20 protein-coding genes are annotated in these 19352 nt (G+C 70.6%); 13 read left to right on the forward strand and 7 right to left on the reverse strand.

Translation table 11 applies throughout. The annotated features are described in order from the left end of the window. Positions 1 to 72 precede the first annotated feature (72 nt). Together rpmF and AB0E02_RS00405 are read left to right on the forward strand one after the other, a co-directional pair. Positions 73 to 249, forward strand: coding sequence for a 50S ribosomal protein L32 (rpmF, locus tag AB0E02_RS00400; RefSeq protein ID WP_362134344.1), 177 nt, complete (start codon positions 73 to 75; stop codon positions 247 to 249). A 63-nt stretch (positions 250 to 312) separates the two neighbouring features. Further along, positions 313 to 1515, forward strand: coding sequence for a GTP-binding protein (locus AB0E02_RS00405; protein ID WP_362134346.1), 1203 nt, complete (start codon positions 313 to 315; stop codon positions 1513 to 1515). 264 nt (positions 1516 to 1779) lie between these two features. Here AB0E02_RS00405 and AB0E02_RS00410 read toward each other — a convergent pair whose 3' ends face one another. Together AB0E02_RS00410 and AB0E02_RS00415 are read right to left on the reverse strand one after the other, a co-directional pair. Then, positions 1780 to 2109: a hypothetical protein gene (locus tag AB0E02_RS00410; protein WP_051822940.1), complete on the reverse strand. Its 330-nt coding sequence runs from the start codon at positions 2107 to 2109 to the stop codon at positions 1780 to 1782. A gap of 346 nt (positions 2110 to 2455) precedes the next feature. Further along, entirely contained in the window at positions 2456 to 2938 is a 483-nt protein-coding gene (locus AB0E02_RS00415; RefSeq protein ID WP_362134349.1) for a MarR family winged helix-turn-helix transcriptional regulator, read from the reverse strand. 112 nt (positions 2939 to 3050) lie between these two features. Between AB0E02_RS00415 and AB0E02_RS00420 the strand changes: the two genes are divergently transcribed. The 6 genes from AB0E02_RS00420 to AB0E02_RS00445 all read left to right on the forward strand — a co-directional run bounded on the left by AB0E02_RS00420 (position 3051) and on the right by AB0E02_RS00445 (position 9407). Continuing rightward, the gene (locus AB0E02_RS00420) at positions 3051 to 3785 is read left to right on the forward strand and encodes a dienelactone hydrolase family protein (protein ID WP_362135518.1); all 735 of its coding nucleotides are present in this window, start codon (positions 3051 to 3053) and stop codon (positions 3783 to 3785) included. Positions 3786 to 3990: 205 nt separating this feature from the next. Continuing rightward, positions 3991 to 5652 carry an alpha/beta hydrolase gene (locus tag AB0E02_RS00425; RefSeq protein WP_362134350.1) on the forward strand — a complete coding sequence of 554 codons (1662 nt, stop codon included), beginning with the start codon at positions 3991 to 3993 and terminating at the stop codon, positions 5650 to 5652. 297 nt (positions 5653 to 5949) lie between these two features. Further along, positions 5950 to 6456, forward strand: a complete 507-nt coding sequence (locus tag AB0E02_RS00430; RefSeq protein WP_362134352.1) for a helix-turn-helix domain-containing protein — start codon at positions 5950 to 5952, stop codon at positions 6454 to 6456. A 5-nt stretch (positions 6457 to 6461) separates the two neighbouring features. Next, entirely contained in the window at positions 6462 to 7028 is a 567-nt protein-coding gene (locus AB0E02_RS00435; protein ID WP_362135520.1) for an ImmA/IrrE family metallo-endopeptidase, read from the forward strand. After that, positions 7021 to 8211 carry an MAB_1171c family putative transporter gene (locus tag AB0E02_RS00440; protein WP_362134354.1) on the forward strand — a complete coding sequence of 397 codons (1191 nt, stop codon included), beginning with the start codon at positions 7021 to 7023 and terminating at the stop codon, positions 8209 to 8211. Before AB0E02_RS00435 ends, AB0E02_RS00440 begins: the two co-directional genes overlap by 8 nt. After that, on the forward strand, positions 8208 to 9407 hold the full coding sequence (locus AB0E02_RS00445) for a cytochrome P450 (protein ID WP_362134356.1): 1200 nt from the start codon (positions 8208 to 8210) through the stop codon (positions 9405 to 9407). The genes AB0E02_RS00440 and AB0E02_RS00445 overlap by 4 nt, the downstream gene beginning before the upstream one ends. Positions 9408 to 9445: 38 nt before the next feature. Here AB0E02_RS00445 and AB0E02_RS00450 read toward each other — a convergent pair whose 3' ends face one another. Next, positions 9446 to 10330 carry a hypothetical protein gene (locus AB0E02_RS00450; RefSeq protein WP_362134358.1) on the reverse strand — a complete coding sequence of 295 codons (885 nt, stop codon included), beginning with the start codon at positions 10328 to 10330 and terminating at the stop codon, positions 9446 to 9448. Positions 10331 to 10733: 403 nt separating this feature from the next. Here AB0E02_RS00450 and AB0E02_RS00455 point away from each other — a divergent pair, with 403 nt between their 5' ends. Then, entirely contained in the window at positions 10734 to 11420 is a 687-nt protein-coding gene (locus AB0E02_RS00455) for a CBS domain-containing protein (protein ID WP_362134360.1), read from the forward strand. Between the two features lie 46 nt (positions 11421 to 11466). On the opposite strand, the gene ppk2 is transcribed toward AB0E02_RS00455, so the two are convergent. Continuing rightward, positions 11467 to 12285, reverse strand: a complete 819-nt coding sequence (gene ppk2, locus AB0E02_RS00460; protein WP_362134362.1) for a polyphosphate kinase 2 — start codon at positions 12283 to 12285, stop codon at positions 11467 to 11469. Positions 12286 to 12503: 218 nt separating this feature from the next. On the opposite strand from ppk2, the gene AB0E02_RS00465 reads away from it, so the two are divergent. Both AB0E02_RS00465 and AB0E02_RS00470 read left to right on the forward strand, forming a co-directional pair. Next, on the forward strand, positions 12504 to 13187 hold the full coding sequence (locus AB0E02_RS00465; protein WP_362134364.1) for a CBS domain-containing protein: 684 nt from the start codon (positions 12504 to 12506) through the stop codon (positions 13185 to 13187). Beyond that, entirely contained in the window at positions 13184 to 13801 is a 618-nt protein-coding gene (locus AB0E02_RS00470; protein WP_362134366.1) for a CBS domain-containing protein, read from the forward strand. Before AB0E02_RS00465 ends, AB0E02_RS00470 begins: the two co-directional genes overlap by 4 nt. Before the next feature lie 45 nt (positions 13802 to 13846). Here AB0E02_RS00470 and AB0E02_RS00475 read toward each other — a convergent pair whose 3' ends face one another. Continuing rightward, positions 13847 to 14422 carry a hypothetical protein gene (locus AB0E02_RS00475; RefSeq protein ID WP_362134368.1) on the reverse strand — a complete coding sequence of 192 codons (576 nt, stop codon included), beginning with the start codon at positions 14420 to 14422 and terminating at the stop codon, positions 13847 to 13849. 194 nt (positions 14423 to 14616) lie between these two features. On the opposite strand from AB0E02_RS00475, the gene AB0E02_RS00480 reads away from it, so the two are divergent. Continuing rightward, positions 14617 to 15324, forward strand: coding sequence for a response regulator transcription factor (locus AB0E02_RS00480; RefSeq protein ID WP_362134370.1), 708 nt, complete (start codon positions 14617 to 14619; stop codon positions 15322 to 15324). Between the two features lie 48 nt (positions 15325 to 15372). Here the strand turns inward: AB0E02_RS00480 and AB0E02_RS00485 are convergent, their stop codons facing one another. Beyond that, entirely contained in the window at positions 15373 to 17043 is a 1671-nt protein-coding gene (locus AB0E02_RS00485; RefSeq protein WP_362135522.1) for a GAF domain-containing protein, read from the reverse strand. A gap of 292 nt (positions 17044 to 17335) precedes the next feature. Here AB0E02_RS00485 and AB0E02_RS00490 point away from each other — a divergent pair, with 292 nt between their 5' ends. After that, on the forward strand, positions 17336 to 18217 hold the full coding sequence (locus AB0E02_RS00490) for a universal stress protein (RefSeq protein WP_362134372.1): 882 nt from the start codon (positions 17336 to 17338) through the stop codon (positions 18215 to 18217). Between the two features lie 45 nt (positions 18218 to 18262). Here the strand turns inward: AB0E02_RS00490 and AB0E02_RS00495 are convergent, their stop codons facing one another. Next, the gene (locus AB0E02_RS00495) at positions 18263 to 19117 is read right to left on the reverse strand and encodes a universal stress protein (RefSeq protein WP_362134374.1); all 855 of its coding nucleotides are present in this window, start codon (positions 19115 to 19117) and stop codon (positions 18263 to 18265) included. Positions 19118 to 19352 lie beyond the last annotated feature (235 nt).

Below are 19352 nucleotides of genomic sequence, written 5' to 3' on the forward strand. Positions count from 1 at the left end.
AGCGTTTTTGCGCACGACATTCGTTTTCATGTAGCTTCGGTGCTCCACCTCGCCTCCCGGAAGGTTTCCACCGTGGCCGTACCCAAGCGCAAGACGTCCCGCAGCAACACCCGCCACCGCCGCGCGCAGTGGAAGGCGAGCACTCCGGAGCTCGCCCCGATCCACATCGACGGCGTCGAGTACCAGGTGCCCCGACGACTCGTGCGCGCCTACGAACGAGGGCTGTTGCCGCTCCCCGAGAAGAACTGACGGCCGTCTGCCCTCGTCGCCCTCCACCCCCACCCCGCTCCGTACGAACAAGGAAGCCGGACCGTGTCAGCACCCGCCGTCCCGTCCCACCGCCGTCTGCCCGTCACCGTGCTGTCCGGATTCCTCGGCGCCGGCAAGACCACGCTGCTCAATCACGTACTCCACAACCGCGCGGGACTGCGCGTGGCGGTCATCGTGAACGACATGAGCGAGGTCAACATCGATGCGGCGCTGGTGCGGGGCGGGGGAGCGGCGCTGTCCCGCACCGAGGAGCGGCTGGTGGAGATGACCAACGGCTGCATCTGCTGCACGCTGCGGGACGACCTGCTGGAGGAGGTGGAGCGGCTCGCCCGCGCGGGCCGGTTCGACTACCTGCTCATCGAGTCCAGCGGGATTTCCGAGCCCATGCCGGTGGCCGCCACGTTCTCCTTCGCGCGCGACGACGGTGCGATGCTCGCGGACGTCGCGGCCCTGGACACCATGGTCACCGTCGTGGACGCGGCCAACTTCCTTCCCGAGCTGGCGCACGGCGACGAACTGACGGAGCGGGGCCTCGACCAGTACGAGGACGACGAGCGCACGGTCAGCGATCTGCTGATGGACCAGGTCGAGTTCGCCGACGTCATCGTTCTCAACAAGCTCGATCTGGTTGCCGATTCGGAAGCCGAGCGGCTGCGAGCCACGCTGTCCCGGTTGAACCCCGCCGCCGAGATCGTGCCCGTCAGTCACGGGCGGATCGACCCGGCCCGCGTTCTCGGGACCGGACGCTTCGACGTGGAGAAGGCCCAGCAGGCCCCGGGCTGGGTCGCCGAACTCAACGGTGATCACGTCCCGGAGACGGAGGAGTACGGAATCTCCAGCCTGGTTTTCCGCTCCGCTCGCCCGTTCCATCCCGATCGACTGTGGCGATTCGTCACCGAAGACCTGGACGGCGGTGTCTACGGCGACATCCTGCGTTCCAAGGGCTTCTTCCGGCTCGCCACCCGGCCCGCGGTCACCGGGCTGTGGTCCCAGGCCGGCGTCGTCGCACGCTTCGAGCCGGCCGGTGTCCGCGGCGGGGATCAGCAGGCGCAGGAGCTGGTGTTCATCGGCACGGGCCTGCGCAAAGAGGCGCTGGCCGAACGGCTCACCGCCTGCCTCCTCAACGACGGCGACTCCGCCGGTCGGCTGTGCGACCCGTTCCCGTCCTGGGAGACGTACGGCCTCGACGACGCCTGTGGGCACGAGCACGGCGGTGACGCCCGGGGCGGTGCCCGGACGGCTTAGCAGCGCGCAGGTCCGTATGCGGGGGCGGTGCGCCGGGCGGGCGGTAACCGTCCGTCCGGCGCACCGTTTCGCGCGCCACGACGAGGCAGGTGTCGATGTCCTCGCCGGTGTGGCTGAGGTGTCCCGGCCAGGCTCCGGCCCCGGGTGGCGTCCGCTTCAGGAAGGGAGGACCGTCGATCACGCTGTGGTGAATCGTTCGACGCTCATCCCTGCACCACCTGGACGGAGTCGCACACGGCCCGGCCGTGGACCGTCGGGCAGGACCTAACGGCCGCCGCGGCCTCTTCCGCGGCCGCCCAGGTCATTGATCAAGTCGCCGGAAATGGTGCTGCCGTCGAGGCGCTGGTGGAAGTCGAAGCGGGAGTAGCGCCTGTGGGCGTCGGTGAACCTTTCATTGTCGATGAACAGGAACGTGCGGCAGTCGTTGCGGCTGGGGAAGAGCAGACTGAACGACGGGGCGCCGCACTGGCGATGACCCAGCCCGAACGGGTCGTACGCCGACCGCCCGCCTTCAGCACTCGCCGCGCCGACTGCCGACAACACCAGCGCGCCCGCGCCAAGAGCCACCGAAACGATCCGACCGATTTTTCTCACGGTGCTGTTTCCTCCTGTGCTCGTCCCGATCTTGTGTCGGGTTCGTCGCGGTAACGACCACGTCTCCTGAAGATCACGCAGTGCTACTCCATCCAGCCCGCGGCTGAGCGGGCGAGATCGTTACCAGGCCCTGACGGCCTCCCTCGCTCGCGGGTTCTCCACGGTGTGGCCGGGTGGGCGCTGACCTGCCCGGATCGTGACCCGCTGTGGGCCGGCCGGGTGGAGACCGGTCCGCCGGGTCGTCCGGAGCAGCGGTGTCCGAGGAGGTCCACATCTGGGACTTCGTGAAAAGGGCAGCATGGATGCCGGATGTTCGATGCCGGATGTCGGATGCCGCCGGCCGGGGTCAGGAGGTCCGGGAGTGGTGGTCCAGCAGGCGGGTGAGCAGCTGCACGAACTGGTCGCGTTCGGCCGGGTTCAGCGGCGCGAGCAGTTCGTCGTGGAGGTCGTCCAGGACCTTGTCGAGCCGGCGCAGATGACGGCGGCCTTGGGGGGAGATCGTGATGATGTTGCGGCGCTGGTCGTCGGGGTCCGGCGCCCGCTCGACGAGCTGACGCTCGGTCAGTTCGTTGAGCACGCTGACCATGTCGCTGCGGTAGATGCCGCTGCGCCGGCTCAGCGTCGCTTGGCTGCCGGGCCCGCACTCCTGCAGCGAGGCGAGCACGGCGTAGTGCCACTTGCGGGCGTCGGCCCGGGCCAGCCCTTCGTTGATCAGCCGGTCCGACCGAGTGGTCAGCTGCGACAACAGTCGGCTCGCCCGTCGACGCAGTCTGTCGGGCGTCTCGGGCGCGCCGTCGTCGGGCGTGTCCACGGCTTCGGCTCTGGTCATGGCGCCCATCCTATCCATTGCGTTAGTCCCACTAACGATGTACGTTCGCTCGTGCCAACGCCGTTAGTGCGCCTAACGTTCGTTGAGCGAACTCCCGGAAGGAAGATTCGTCATTCCCACCAAGACAGTGCAGATTCCCACCCCTGACGGTCAGGCCGACGCTTTCGTCGCCTTCCCTGACGGTGCTGAGCGGCACCCAGGCGTGCTGATGTACGCGGACGGCTTCGGCATCCGGCCCGTGGTGCGGGAGCTGGCCCGCGAACTGGCCGGGCACGGGTACTACGTGCTCGTCCCCAACTTCTTCTACCGGCACGGCCCGGCGCCGGTGGTCGAGCTTCCCGCGTACATCGGAGAAGAGGCCCGGTCCGCGCTCGTCACCCAGCTGATGCCCTTGATCGAGGCGCACACCACCGAACGGGTCCTGAGCGACGCCGACGCCTACCTCAGGTTCCTCACCGCCCAGCCGGAGGTCGGTGCCGGGCCGGTCGCGGTGACCGGCTACTGCATAGGCGCCCTGTTGGCGGTGCGCACCGCCGCGGCCCACCCCGGCCAGGTGGCCGCCGTCGCCGGATTCCACGGACCTGTGGGCGCCGACGGGCCCGACAGCTTCTCCAAGCTCACCGCCCAGGTCCACTTCGGCCACGCCGAAACCGACCTGACGCCCGAGGACCTCGGCGAACTCAACCAGGCCCTGGACGCCGCAGGCGTGGACCACACCTCCGAGATCTACCCCGGCACCGTCCACGGCTTCACCATGTCCGACACCGACGCTTTCAGCGCCTCCGGGCTGAAGCGCCACTGGGACTGCCTGCTTCCCCTCCTGGAGCGCACCCTGGCCGACGGCTGAGGCTCCGGCTCGGCCGGCGTACGGCGGTTCGCTGTCGTCCGCCGTACGGTTCGTCGTTGTTGTCATGCCCCCGGACTGGGCCGTCCGGGGGCGCTGACGCGCGCCCGCCGCCGAATCGTAGTGTCGTGGACACGGGCGCGTGTCGGGATTCGGGGCCCGGTGGTCTGGGGCGCTCCGCCATGGAGAAGGACGGACGGAGACGGCCATGCCCCGCATACCCCGGTTCGTAGCACGCCGCCGACATGGTGTCGTTGCCCTGGCCGCGTTGGTGACCTGCTCGAACGTACTGATCGGGCAGGACCTCACCGCGGCCGACGGAATGCCCACACCTTCGGTGCCCGCCCCGCAGCTGGACTGGAGGCCCTGTGTGCGCGGCAGCGAGTTCGACTGTGCGACCGCGCAGGTGCCCCTGGACTACGGCCACCCAGGTGGCCGAGCCATCGAGCTGGCGGTCATCAGACGGAAGGCAACCGGCCCCGGACGGCGCATCGGCACCCTGTTCTTCAACCCCGGCGGCCCCGGCGGGCCCGGGACGGTGCAGATGCCACAGACCTACCGGGCCTTCCCGCGCGAGGTGCGGGAGCGGTTCGACATCGTCAGCTGGGATCCCCGCGGGGTGGGCAACAGCACCGCCGTGAACTGCTTCGCCAGTCCCCGGGAAGCCGCTGACTGGAGGGCGAGCAAGGCCGCGGGCTTCCCGGTGGGCGAGCAGGAGCGGACGGCCTTCACCGCCGCGTACCAGGACCTGGCCAGGCGCTGTCAGCGGCGTGACCCCGAGCTCCTGCGCCATGTGTCGACCGCCGACACCGCTCGCGACCTCGACCAACTTCGCCGAGCCGTGGGGGAGTCACAACTCACCTACCAGGGGATCTCCTACGGCACGATCCTGGGCGCCACCTACGCCAATCTCTTCCCCGGCAAGGTCCGCGCCATGGTCCTCGACAGCAACATCGACCCACCGGCCTGGACCCATGACGCCTCCGACCAGGCACCCCGACTCACCACCTTCCTGCGCATGGGCTCGGACCGCAGCGCGGCGGCAACCCTGGACCAGTTCCTCACCCTGTGCGGATCCGCCACCGCCAGTCACTGCCCCTTCTCCGCCGGTGGCCCGAAGGCGACCCGGGACAAGTTCGACCAGCTGATGCGGCGGCTGCGGAAGCGTCCCGTGGGCAGGTGGACCTACGCGGGCACGGTCGGCGACGTGGTGAACAGCCTCTACGTCGTTCATCCCGGATGGCCGGAGCTCGCCGGGAGACTGCAGGACCTGTGGCAAGGCCGCGTCCCAAGACGGTCCCCCCTCCCACCCGCACCACCGGTCCCGCATCCCCATCCCTACCTGGGCGAGGAACAGGCCGCCGCGGTGGTGTGCGCCGAGAGCCCCAACCCGCGCGACCCCGACGCCTACCACGCCCTGGAGGAGGCAAGCGCCGCCCGTGCCGGCGACGCCGGACGCTTCTGGACGTGGGCCACCGCGGGGTGCGCCCCCTGGCCCGCCGTAGCGGCGAACCGCTATCGCGGCCCGTGGAACAAGCCGACGGCACACCCGGTCCTGGTGGTCGGCACCACCTACGACCCCGCCACCCCGTACCGGGACGCACAGGCCATGGCCGAGGAGCTGGCCCACGCCCGGCTGCTCACCCACCGCGGATACGGGCACACCGCACTGGTCAACCCCAGCAGTTGCGTCAACGCCCATGAGAGCCGCTACTTGATCGACGGCCGCCTCCCGCCGGCCGGAGCGACCTGCCGACCGGACACGCCGCCCTTCTCCCGCTCCGCGCGCAAGCCCGTCGGCGGGGTCGCCACCGGTGGCGGCGGAATGCTGCGCTTCGTACGGAGGGGCCGAGCAGCCGACCCGATGTAGGAGCCGCCCGGCCGGATCGGCCAGTGGTGAAGCGGACCGCGGAGTTTTCCGGCCATGGCTCCGTGCCGTCGAGCGACTTTCAGCCACGCCCCAGCTGGCTTTCCGCCAAACCGTAGGTGTGCTGCCCGGGAAACACCCTTGGAGGCGCTCCACCGGCGCGCGCTCACGCGCAGCAGACGGCGCCGGTTCGTGCACGCTCGTCCCCCACGACCGCCTTCGGAGCTCGGCGCCCCCTGCGGAGGGCACTTTCGGTACGTGTCACCCTGTAGCGCAGGTGTTGTCGGAGGGGGATGAGGGTTGGATCACCGAGAGTTCGCCAATTCAGCAGACGCGTCGGCCGGTCTCGACGAGACCATGCAGGCCACGAAGACCGCCATTGCCCGACGGCTGCGGTACATCCGCCAGCAGCATCCCGAGGGTCCCTTCACCATGGCCGGGTTGGCGGAACGTGCCGGGATCTCCAAGCGGACGCTGGCGTCGGCCGAGTCCGTGGACGGGACGAATCTGACCGTCGAGACCCTCGTCAAAGTGGCGCACAGTCTTGGGATCTCCCGCGTGGGCTACTTCCTGGACGACCAGGTCTTCGACCAGGTCAACTCGGAGCTGGAGTGGCTGAAGAAGATGCGCAGCCAACGGGTGGAGAGCGTCGCCCTGCGGCAGTCGGCGCCTGCGGGACCGCCGGCCGGTTCCTCCCTGAACGAGCTGAGCCACCTCATCACGCATCTGGTCAGCACCGCCGAGGCGGCCCGCGCGACCCTTGAGGACCTGCCCAGACAAGACCTCCCTGACGACACTCAGTCGTGATAGTGATGCGCTGGCGACGCAAGGGCGGGGACCTGCAGGCGATATGGCTGCGTGAGCAGTGCGAACGACGGGTCGACGCGCTGGGGCTGCCCGTCGGCAAGAAGCTGTCGGTCGATGCGTTGTGCGAGCACCTCAGCCGGCTCTCCGGGCGTCCCATCCAGCTCATGCCCTTCCCCCTGCCACTGGGGAGCCCGGACGGCCTGTGGGTCTCCGCGGCAGGGGCGGAGTACGTCATCTACGAGCAGCGGCTCGCCCCGGTCCACCAGCAGCAGGTCGTCCTCCACGAACTGGGACACCTCATCTGCGACCACGAAGCCACCCCCGTGCTCACCCCCGAAGCGTCCCGGCTCCTCCTTCCCTCGCTCGATCCCGACCTGATCCGGCGGACGCTCGGACGGGAGCACTCACAGTCATCGGCCGAGGTGGAGGCCGAGTACATCGGCACGCTGATCGGCCGCCGCATCGGCACCTGGACGACGGAGCAGGTCCGGCCGGTCCCCCCTGAAATGCAAGAACTCGCCGCCCGGCTCAGTGCGCTGGACAACCCCGCCTTCCGAGGGAGCAATGAATAGCGTTCTCTATCCCCTGTGCGCCGCAATAGCCTTCCTGGCACTCCTCTACAAGCTCCGCGTGCTGCGCACCGACCGTTCCGTCACCCAGGTCGCCCTCGTCGGCAATTTCTTCTTCCTGGCCATCACCTACACCGTCTCCACACCCGTCGTATGGGTGGCGACGAGCCAGGCCGTGGGCGTCGTCAACTTCTCCGGCCTGCTGACGCAGAGCTGCGTCATTCTGCTGACTGCCTGCCAGCAGGTCGTCCTGCTGCACCTGAGTCATGAAGCCCCCACCGCCTGGCGCAAGGCGAGGCCGCGCCTGATCGCGCTCGCCCTGGTCCTGGCCGGCATGGTGGGCCTGTTCGTCGCGGCCACCAGCCGGGGCGAGAAGCCCGACGACTTCGCCATCGACAGTGCCCAGTACTACCCCGCCTACCTCACCATCTATCTGCTGGCGTACGCGGCGAACCAAGTGGACGTCGGCGTGCTGGGCTGGCGTTACGCGAGGATCGCCCCGCATCCCTGGATGCGCCGCGGGCTGTATCTCATCGCGGCCACCCTGCCCTTCGCGCTCATCTACACCGGCTGCCGCGCGGCGGACGTCGTTGCCGCACAGTTCGGCGTGAGCGGGCAGGCATGGGAACCGCTCGCCCAGGTCGCCGTCACGATCGCCACCCTCACCAAAACACTGGGCTGGGTCCTCCCCGACTGGGGCCGCAGCCTCAGCGACCTCTGGCAGCGGATCGACGATCGCCGGGCCTACCGCGACCTGGCACCCCTGCACCGGGAGGTCACCGGGCACGTCCCGGAGCCCGTTCTGCATCTGGAGCCCGACACGGAACTGCGTACCCGTCTCTACCGCCGGCTCGTCGAGATCCGCGATGCCCAGTGGGCCCTTCGCACCTGGACCCCCGCCGCCGTCGCCGAAGCCGCGGAGCAGCGCGGCCGATCAGCCGGGCTGGCCGATACCGACCTGGCGGCCACGATCGAAGCCGCACAGCTCAAGGCCGCCGTGCAGGCCCGGGCCGCGCAACGGCAGCCGGTCCCGCACACCCTCTCGCCGCGGGTGGCGGAACCGGAAGACCTGGCCGCGGAACTGGCTTTCCAACGCAAGATGGCCCGGGCGTTCGCGACGTCCCCCGTCGTCGCCGCCGTGGCCGCAGACTTCGTGCCCGGCCCGTCCGTCCAGGAGAAATCATGACCCGGCAGATCCCGTCGCCGGCCCTCAGCCAGCCGTTCGACCAGGACTTCTTCAACGATCCGTATCCCGTCTACGCACGGCTGCGGGCACAGGGACCGGTGCACCGGGTCGCGCTTCCCGACGGCTCCTCCGCCTGGCTGGTCACCCGCGAACGCGATGTGCGGGCGGCCCTGACCGATCTGCGGCTGTCGGTGAACAAGGCCCACTCCACCACCGGCTACCAGGGCTTCTCCCTGCCGGCCGCCCTGGACCGCAATCTGCTCAACATCGACCCGGACGACCATCTGCGCCTGCGCCGCCTGGTCTCCAAGGGCTTCACGCCGCGTCAGGTCGAACGACTGCGGGAGCGGATTGCCGCCGCCGCGGAAGACCTCGCCGACCACCTCGCGGCGTTGGGGCAGGCGAACCTGGTCAGCGAGTTCGCCAACCCGCTTCCCCTCGTCGTCATCGGCGACCTGCTGGATGTCCCGCCCGCCGACCGCCGCCCGTTCTCCGAGTGGGTCAGCGCGATGTTCGCCCCCCAGCACCCCGGCCACACCGCCGAATCCATCGACCGTATCCACCACTTCCTGCTCGACCTCATCGCCACCCGACGCGCGCACCCGGGCGACGATCTGCTCTCCGCGCTGATCGACGCCCGCGACGACGGCGACCGGCTCAGCGAGGACGAGCTGGTGTCACTGGCCTTCCTCATCCTCATGGCCGGCAGCGAGAACGCCCAACACCTCATCAGCAGCGGCCTGTTGGCACTGCTGCGCCACCCCGAACAGCTGGCGCTGCTGCGTTCCCGGCCGGACCTGATGCCCGGGGCGGTCGAGGAGATCCTCCGCTTCGCCCACCCCAACCAGATGGCCATCCGCCGTTTTCCCACCGAGCCGATCGAGATCGGCGGCGTGCCCATCCCTCGCGGCGAGACGGTGCTGCTCTGCCTCGCCTCCGCCAACCGCGACCCGGACCGCTACGGAGAGCCGGACCGCTTCGACATCCGCCGCGCGGACGTGGCACACCTCGCCCTCGGCCACGGACTCCACTACTGCCCCGGAGCCGCCCTGGCCCGGCTGGAGATCGGCACCGCCCTGGCCACCCTCCTCCGGCGGTTCCCGAACGTGCAACTCGCCGTGCCCGCCGAGTCGTTGCAGTGGCGGGCCTCGTTCAGGTCACATGCGCTCAGGCAACTCCCCGTACGCGTCGGATGAAGCGGTGGCCGCCTCCCCGGCCGTCGCGGATCGAGTCGTCAGTAGCCCGGCGTCTCGTCGTACGCGGAGCGGAACCCGGCACAGGCCACCACGGTCGAGGACAGGTCGAGGCTCTCGTACGACAGGTACTGCATGGACCGGCGAATGATCCGTTCGGCTTCCTTGCGGGCAGTCCCGAGTCTGCTCCGCCAGACCAACTCCTCGGCGATCCCGTACGCCCAGGCACCGAACCATGCGGCCTGCGGTGCGCACTGCAGCACCAGCGCGCTGCTGTAGGTGTCGTACGCCCGCAGGAGCTGGGAGGAGAGGGCGGCGTCCGGGTGTTGGGCGTGCGGCCGCTCGTGTAACGGCGGGACATGCTGCCCGTCGAGGAAGCGGGCGACCCGGGAGTACAGCAACTCGACTCCTTCCGCCACCTGTTGGACGCTGCCCCCGCTCGGCGCCGACTCCTCCCAGAGGTCTTCGAGCGGATCCCGGGCCCCGAGCGAAGCCTGCAGGACGGGAGGGTGGTCCGCGCAGCCGTCGGCCGGCGGCGGACAGAGCTGTCCTTCCGTCAGGTACTCGCAGGTCTCCGCGTCATCGCCGGCGAGCTCTTCCCGTGCCGCGGCATCGTGGACGACGTGTTCGTGGCGCAGCTGGGACCAGGTGGCTCGCGGGGCGCTCGGCCCGGTGAGTTGGCGCCAGACGGGGTTGATGTCCCAGGAGTAGCCCGTCACCCGCTCCACGTGCCCCGAGGCGCGGGTGGCGAACACGGCGAACCGGCCGGTGAAGTCGTCCTGTACCTGGGTGTAGAGGCTCTCTCCGACCTGCCAGGCCCCTCCGAGGCGGAACGGAACAGGCTGTGCGCCGGCTGCTGTTCTCCCGGCGGCGGGCGGAAGGAGCACGTGGAGCGTCTGGCTGACCGGCTGGTGTGCCGGGGACACGAGGAAAGGGAGCCGCTGGCGTGAGCTCCTGGAGAGCGAACTGTTCCGGTCAGTGCCCATGCCGGCTCCTTGGCGCGGGACGGCACGGTGTCTCACCGGTGGACGGAGTAGCGGCACGAGCGATGACGAACAATGGTCAACCCCCTCTGGCCCACTTACAGGGCCTCTGCGGCGAGACGATAGGCACACACGCACCGCGGTGCAACTTGCTGCCGACCGGGTGCAATGAATTGCAACGCCGTGACGTGTCTGCGCGGCGCGGGAGTTGGGCCCCGCGGCCCCCGCGGCCGGCCGAACGGCAGCGGAAAGGGCCGGACGGCCCCTGTCCCGGGAGGGCCGTGCTTTGGAGGCTGGAGGTGTCATGGCGGTCCTGGGCCGTCGGTCCGGTTACCGAGGAGGCATCATGCTGAACGCTCCGCACATCGTCAGTGACGTGATGACCGAGACCGTGGCCGCGGTCGACCGCCGGGCGCGGTTCAAGGAGATCGTGGAGACCATGGAACGGTGGAAGGTCAGCGCCCTCCCCGTCCTCGCGGGGGAGGGGCGGGTGGTCGGGGTGGTCTCCGAGGCCGATCTGCTGCCGAAGGAGGAGTTCCGTGAGTCGGACCCGGAACGGCTGGCGCAGCTACGGCGGGTCGACGACGTCCGGCGGGCGGAGGCGGTGACGGCGGGGGAGCTGATGAGCACCCCCGCGCTGACGGTTCCGGCCAACGCCACGTTGTCCCAGGCCGCGCGGATCATGGCGCGCGGGTCCGTCAAACGGCTGCCGGTGGTGGACGGGCACGGCGTGCTGCGCGGCATCGTCAGCCGCGCCGACCTGCTGAAGGTCTTTCTGCGTTCGGACGAGGAGCTGGCGGAAGAGGTCCGCCGGAACGTCCTGAGCGAGCTGTTCGCGCCACCGGCCCAAGGTCTGCAGGTCGAGGTCGCCGACGGTGTCGTCACACTCAGCGGGCAGGTCCGCGACACCTCTCTCATCCCGGTGATCGCACGCCTGGTGCGGTCGGTCGAAGGGGTGGTGGACGTGGCGTTCGACGTCACCGGGCCGGCGTCCGTGCGGCCCGATGCGCAGGCCGGGGAACCACGGATCTGACCGCGCAGGGCAGGGGCGGCGGATCGGCAAGAGGTGGGCCGAGCCGTCACTCCAGCCCGGCCGCATGGTCGGGAACGTAGTGCTGCAGGTCGCGGGGTGGGCGTTGGTAGCCGGTGTTCGGCGGCCGCGGCGGAAGGTCGAGCTCCGGCGGGGAGATGTGGTGGTAGGGCACCGTGGACAGCAGGTGGGCGATCATGTTCAGCCGGGCCCGGTGCTTGTCGTCGCTCTCGACGACGTACCACGGCGCCTCGGCGATGTCCGTGTGCACGAACATCTCGTCCTTGGCCCGTGAGTACTCCTCCCAGCGGGTCAGCGACTCCAGATCCATGGCGGACAGCTTCCAGCGCCGCGTGGGGTCCTTGAGCCGCCGCCGGAACCGTTGCTCCTGGACCTCGTCGCTGACCGAGAACCAGTACTTCCGCAGCAGGATCCCGTCCTCCACCAGCATCCGCTCGAAGACCGGGCACTGCCGGAGGAACCGCTGGTGCTCGGCGGGCGTGCAGAACCCCATGACCCGCTCGACGCCGGCGCGGTTGTACCAACTGCGGTCGAAGAGCACGATCTCGCCGGCTGCGGGCAGGTGCTCCGTATAGCGCTGGAAGTACCACTGGGTGCGTTCGCGTTCGGTGGGCCTGGGCAGTGCCACGATCCGTGCGACCCGCGGGTTGAGGTACTGGGTGACCCGCTTGATGGCGCTTCCCTTGCCGGCCGCATCGCGTCCCTCGAAGACCACGACGAGCCGGGCACCCTCGTGACGCACCCACTCCTGCACCGCCACCAGCTCGGTCTGCAGGCGGTACAGCTCCCGCTCGTAGACCGCCCGGGGCAGTTTGGCGCGGTCCTTGTCGCCTCGTTCCTTCGCCATGAGACGACGGTACGAGGAAACGCCGGTTCCCGGCTCGGGCAGGTGGACTGAACGGAGCCGGGGCATCCGGCTCGGGGCGCGGCACGGGGCGTGGCGCGTCCGGGATCGGCCGGCCGGCAGGGTGGGGGCCGGACGGCCCCTGCCCGGCGCGGGCGGACGGCAGCAGGCTGGAGGTGGGACCACGGCCGTGCTTCCGCGGTCCGTATCGAGGAGGCGTCATGGAGCACTCTCCGCACACCGTCAGCGATGTCATGACGCAGGCCGTGGTGGCCGTCGGGCAGGAGGCGGGGTTCAAGGAGATCGTCGAGACCATGGAGAAGTGGAAGGTCAGCGCGCTGCCCGTACTGGCCGGGGAAGGGCGGGTGATCGGCGTCGTCTCCGAGGCCGATCTGTTGCCGAAGGAAGAGTTCCGGGGCAGCGTGCCCAGCCGTCTCGAACAGGCACGGCGGTTGGAGGATGTGCGCAAGGCCGGCGGCGTGACGGCCCGGGACCTGATGAGTGCTCCCGCCCTGACGGTGCACCCCGGCGACACCCTTGCCCAGGCGGCGCGGACGATGGCGCACAAGTCGGTGAAGCGGCTTCCCGTGGTCGACGGTGAGGGGTTGCTGCAGGGCATCGTGAGCCGTTCCGACCTGCTGAAGGTCTTCCTGCGTTCGGACGAGGAACTGGCGGCGGAGGTGCGTGCCGACGTCATCGACCGGCTGTTCGCGGGCGCCGCCGAGGACGTGGAAGCCGTGGTCACCGATGGTGTGGTCACGCTCCGGGGCAGTTTCGCCGCGGCCTCGCTGCTGCCCGTCGCGGCCCGGTTGGTGCGGGCGGTGGAGGGCGTCGTGGATGTGACGCTGGACGTCACGGCCATGACTCCGGACCTGACGGAGCCGCCCGCGGCGGGGCCGAGATGAAGCAGCGACGGGTCGGCAGCGTGATGACGGACGACGTCGTCAGTGCGCGGCGGGACACCTCGACCGAGGACATCGCGCGGTGGCTGGCGGAGTACGACATCAACGGGCTGCCCGTGGTGGACGCCGAGGACCGGGTGATCGGCGTCATCTCCGGGACGGACCTGGCGGACGAACGGGGCTCGGGGGCCGGCGCCGGCAGGCTGACCGCCGGTGCGGTGATGTCCGCTCCCGCTCGTACGGTCCGCGCCGACGACTCCGTCGTCCGTGCGGCCCGCCTCATGTGTGCGTGCGGCGTCGAACGGCTCCCCGTGGTGGACGAGGAGGCCCGTCTGGTGGGCATGGTCACCCGGCGGGACGTGCTGCAGATCTTCGCCCGGCAGGATGCGGACATCCGCCAGGAGGTGATCGACCAGATCGTGGTGCGGGCGCTGTGGTTGGGGCAGCGGAGCATGGACGTCGTGGTCCACGACGGGGTGGTGACCCTCAGCGGGCATCTGGAGAGCAGCGGCGCGGTGGCCGTCGCGGTGCAGATGACCCGGCAGGTCGACGGGGTCACCGCGGTGGTCAATCGGTTGACCTCGGCGCGGGAGGCGCCGTACCGCCGGCCTGGGTAGCCGCTCGCCGAACGCTCGGCAGAACCTTCGGTACCTGGCCGTGGCTCAGGGCTGCCGGTGCCGTCCCTGGGCGTCTGTTTCCGCCCAGTCCTTCTCCCACTGGCCGTAACGCCGATGGTTCAGCAGGACGACTCCGGCCTTGTCCGCGCCGATCAGCAGCAAACCGGTGGTGGACGCGGCGACGATGCCGACCGCGATGCTCTGGACGACGGCGTCTTCGGGAGTGACCGGGTCCGTCAGCAGGGCTCCGTGCCGGTCGACCCGTGCGGTGGTCCGGTCGCCGGCCCGCAGGCCGGGTTGCACGGCCGTCACTCCGGTCCGCACCGTGCCGTCCCGGGCCGTCCACCGCACCGTGGCATGGACCCGGCCGGCGGTGCCGCCCGGGGAGTCCACACCGATGACGGTGGGGGCGTCCTCCGCGAGGACGGCGGACACCGGCACCGACGCGTGGCTCTGCTGCTCGGCCGCACGGCTCACGACCCCCGCGGCCACCACCCCGCCGGCCGGGGCCAGCACCGCGATCAGCACTCCCGTGATCAGCAGCAGCCAGGACTCCGCCACGTCCGTGCCGCGCTTGAGCGGGTTACGCAGCCACAACCACCGGATCTTCGTCAGAGGCATGGCACACCTCTTTCGCCCTGCCCTCCGAGCGTGGCACACCCGGGGAGCGCGGGCGAGGGCCGAACGGACTTATCGGGAGACGCGTGGGGAATCGCCGGTGGGCGGAGGGGCCGCCCGGGCCTGGCGCGGCCCTCGGGGGTGCTTCACGATGGGGGTAGACGGCGTCGGCCCGTACCACCAGCCCGGAGGACGCCATGAGCGAGGCAGCCGGCTTCTCACCGCAGCGACCGATCCGGGTGTTCCTCGTGGACGATCACGAGGTGGTCCGTCGTGGCGTCGAGGACCTGCTGGATGCCGAACCGGACATCGAGGTGGTGGGCGATGCGGGGACGGCGAGCCATGCGCTGGCCCGCGGACCCGCGTTGAGGCCGGACGTGGCGGTGCTCGACGTGCGGTTGCCGGACGGTGACGGGGTGTCCGTCTGCCGGGAGCTGCGCTCGCGCATGCCGGGTCTGGCCTGTCTGATGCTCACCTCGTTCGACGACGACGAGGCGTTGCTGGACGCGATCATGGCCGGTGCGGCCGGGTACGTCCTGAAGGAGATCAAGGGTGCGGACCTCGTGGCCGCGGTGCGCACGATCGCCTCCGGACGCTCGATGCTCGACCCGGCGACGACCGCGCGGCTGATGAGCGCGCTGCGGGGCGAGGAGGCCGACGAGCAGTCCGAAGCCGGTGCGCTGGCGAGCCTCTCTCCGCGGGAGACGGAGATCCTCGGCCTGATCGGCGAAGGGCTGACGAACCGTCAGATCGGCAAGCGGCTCTACCTTTCGGAGAAGACCGTCAAGAACCACGTCTCCCGCATGCTTGCCAAGCTCGGCGTGGAGCGGCGCATCCAGGCTGCCGTGCTCGCCACCCAGGTCGCCCCCGCCCCGGGCCGGGCGTCCGGCCGGCAGCACGGCTGAGGCGGCACGACCGGGCCACACGAGGCGGCCGAGGCGTGCGGGAGCGCGTCACCCGGCGGGCACCGGCACCTGCCACACCAGCCGGGCGCCACCCCCCACCGGCGTCTCGACGGCCATCGCGCCACCCAGACTCTCGGCCCGCTCGGCCAGGTTGCGCAGACCGCTGCGCCGGCCGCCCGCCGGGATGCCCACCCCGTCGTCCTGGACGGTCAGGGTCAGCGTCCGGTCGCGGAGGACCAGGGACACCGCCACAGCACCGGCGTGCGCATGTCGCGCCGTATTGCTCAACGCCTCGTCGAGTACGGCCAGTACCTGCTCGGAGATCTCCGTAGGCACCTCGGTGTCCAGGAGGCCTTCCATACGGAGCGACGGCGCGAAGCCCAGTGCCCTCGCGGCCCGTTCCACGGCGCTGACCGTGCGGGCCCGCAGGCCGTGGGAGACACGGGCGGACTCGTGGGCGCGGAGCCCGAAGATGGTGGAACGAATGATCTTGATGGTCTCGTCCAGATCGTCGACCGCCCGCATCAGCCGCTCACCGGCCTCCGGATGATCGACGAAACGCAGCGTGCTCTGCAGCGTCATGCCCGTGGCGAAGAGGCGCTGGATGGCCAGATCGTGCAGGTCGCGCGCGATGCGTTCATGATCCTTCAGCAGAGCCAGCTGTTCGGCGGCCCGGCGCTGGTCGGCCATCTCCATCGCGAGGGCTGCCTGGCCCGCGAACGTCACGAGCGGTGTGGTCTCCGGCTCGGTGAACGGATCGCGGCCGCGGATCCGGGCCAGCAGCAGCGCGCCCCGCATCCGGTCGCCGGTGATCATCGGCACGGCGATCGCGGGCCCCAGACCGCTCCAGCGGGGCGGACCGGCCGTGATCCTCCGGTCGTGCTCGACATCGAGGCTGGTCAGCGGACGTCCGGTGCGAAGCGCCGTACCGACCAAGGAGCCGTCGAGGGGGAGGACCAGACCGCGATGGGCATCGGCCTCCACGCCGACGGCGAGTGCGACGCTCACGTGGTCGTCGTCGACCGGCAGGGCCAGCGCGCCGAGATCCGCCGCGAGAATGCGCACGGCGTGGCCGAGGATCATTTCGAGGACGTCGTTCTCACCCGGCCCGGGCAGGAGACCGGCGACGATCTCACTGTTGGCCTCCAGCCACTGCCCCCGGTAGCGGACCTCGTCGTACAGACGGGCGTGATCGATCGCCACACCGGCCGCCACGGCCAGCGTCGCGAGCACCGTCTCGTCCGCGGCGTCGAAGGGACGGCCGCCGCGCTTCTCGGTGAGGTAGAGATTGCCGAACACCTCCTCGCCGACCCGAATCGGCACCCCGAGGAAGGAGCGCATCGGCGGGTGGCCCGGCGGGAATCCGTACGACGCCGGATGGGCGGCGAGCTCCGTCAGGCGCAGCGGCCTGGGGTGGCGGATCAACTCACCCAGAATTCCGTGCCCCTCCGGAAAATGACCGATGGCCTCGGCCTGTGCGTCGGGGATCCCGACGGTCAGGAACTGGGCGATCCGGGTGTCTTCGCCGATCACCCCGAGCGCCCCGTACTCGGCGTCCACGAGGACGACCGCGACCTCGACGATGCGGCGCAGCACCTGCGACAGCTCCAGCCTGCCACCCACGGACATGACCGCTTCGAGCAGCAGATGCGGCGACCGGTCCGAGGTGCCTTCGATCGCCCGGAGCCGCTCCTGCAGATCGTGGGGCAACGCACCCAGGCTGAGGTGCGCCCCGTCGCCCCGGTCAGGCCTCTCGCCAGCCACGATGTCCTCCGCGGTGGCCGCCCCGGAATCCGCGGCCACACTTCCACGGTAGTGACCGCGGCGGGACGAGCACGTTCGTGCCGGACGTGTGGGGCGCCGGACCGGTCGGACAGCGCGGCGGTGGGCCGTTCGGCCTCCTGGCGGCACCCTTCGGCTCATTGCCGGCCGGGGGAGCGTTCAGCAAGCTCGATACGTGGGACGGGTGCATCGCGACCCGTATCCCCTCCTCGCTGGAAGAAGGACAGCCATGGAGCCGGAAGTGATCACCGTGGGGCTCGACGGCTCTCCCGAGAGTCTGGCAGCGGCACAGTGGGCAGCCGACGAAGCGGACCGGCGGCGCTGGGTGCTGCGACTCCTCCATGCCTGGGTCCTGCTGGCAGCCGAAGCACCCGACACGCCTCCCGATCGCGACCAGAACGCCGGCGCCCGGCGCCTCGTGCGCCGGGCACGGGAAGAGGTGCGGGACCGCCATCCCCACGTCCAGGTCATCGAGGACCTGGTCGGTTCGGAGCCGTTGCCGGCGCTGTTGCACGCGGCGAACGATTCGCGGATGGTCGTGCTCGGGACCCGTGCCCTGACGGCATGGGAGAGCTATGTGCTCGGCGATGTCAGCCTGGACGTCGTGGGCCAGGCCGATCGGCCGGTCGTGCTCGTCCGCGGGGGCTGGTCCACCGAGGCACCGCGATCCGAGGGACACGTCGCGGAACCACGCATCGTCGTCGGGGTGAGCCTGAACGGGCCCTGCGACCCCCTCCTCGACTTCGCCTTCGACACCGCGGCGAGCCGTGGCCTGCCACTGCAGGCCGTGCACGGACGTGCGCTTCCGGCAACCGCCTACGTGCCGTGGGGGATCGAACCGGAAGTGGCGGAGGAAATCGCCAAGGAGGCGGACAGTGAGCTGAGGGAAGCGATCCGCCCCTGGCGGGAGCGCTTCCCCGACGTACCGGTACGCCTGACCGTGCTGCCGGAGAACCCGGCCCGGGCCATGGTGCAGACGGTCCCGGGCGCCGAGCTCCTGGTCGTCGGCCGGAGGAGGAACCATCCGCGCTTCGCACCCCGGGTCGGCCCGGTCGCGCACGCCGCGATGCACCACGCCACCTGTCCGGTGGCAGTGGTACCCCACGACTGAGAGGACCTTTGGCCCGGCCCGTGACGGCGCGTCCGGGCGGCCTGCTCAGATCCGCGGCACGACCGCCACCGGGCAGCGGGAATGGTGCAGCACGGCGAACACGACGGGCCCGAGCAGCATCGGCGTCCGCTGCACACGCCGCCCCACGACCAGCAGACCCGCCCGGGAGCAGGACTCCAGCAGGACCGGCGTGATCCGGCCCCGTTGCAGGTGGGCGACGACGTCGACATCGGGGAACTTCGCCCGCCAGGGCGCCAGAATCCCGGCGAGCTTCCGCTCCTCCTCCGCCGCGAGCTCCGCTTCGTCCACCGGAGGCACGGTGGTGGGCACGCACTCCACCACCGGCGGCTCCCAGGCCCGCACGGCACGCAGGCGCGTGTGATGGGCCTGGGCGGCGACGAACGCGAACTCCAGCACCGCCTCGCCTCGCGAGCCGGCTTCCTGGACGCCGACCACGACTTCGGGCCGCTCGTAGGCGGCGCTCTCCTCCTCGCGCACGGTCACCACCGGGCACTGTGCGCGCCCCAGGACATGAAGGCTGACCGAACCGAGCAGGAAGCCGGCGATCGCGCCGTGCCCGCGCGATCCGAGCACCATCATCGTGGCCAGACCACTGCGGTCCACCAACGCGTCTACCGCCTGCTCCGAGACCTGCTCGGTCGTCACCGCCACGCCCGGATGCAGCTCGTGCGCCATGGCTTCGGCCGCTCCGAGCACCTCGTCCCCGTGGCGCTGCCGGTCCGTGGCCGCCCGGGCGCCGGGGGCGTTCAGCGGCTGTGAGACCCAGGAATGGAGGAGGTGCAGCGGAACGCCCCGGGCCGCCGCCTCCGCGGCACCCCAGCGCACGGCCGGCACGCTGTTCCCGGTGCCGTCCAGACCTACGACAACAGACCCGCCCATGACGTACCTCCGCGCACCCAGGGCCCGGATACCGGCTTCCTCGTTCCAGCATCGCCGCAGCCCGGAACGGATCCCATGGGCCGAGTGGGCCCGGACGGGGGCCGGGTGGCGGTGCGGGCCCGGTTCCCGTCCGGCGGTCCGTCGCCGGGTGGCCAGGGGGGCTGTTCGGCCCACCGGCCCGCGCCGAACAGCCCTTGCCCGGAGCACCGTCCGCGTGGGCACGCTGAAGGTTGAC

It is taken from the genome of Streptomyces sp. NPDC048196 (assembly GCF_040652715.1).
GTDB lineage: Bacteria > Actinomycetota > Actinomycetes > Streptomycetales > Streptomycetaceae > Streptomyces > Streptomyces siderophoricus.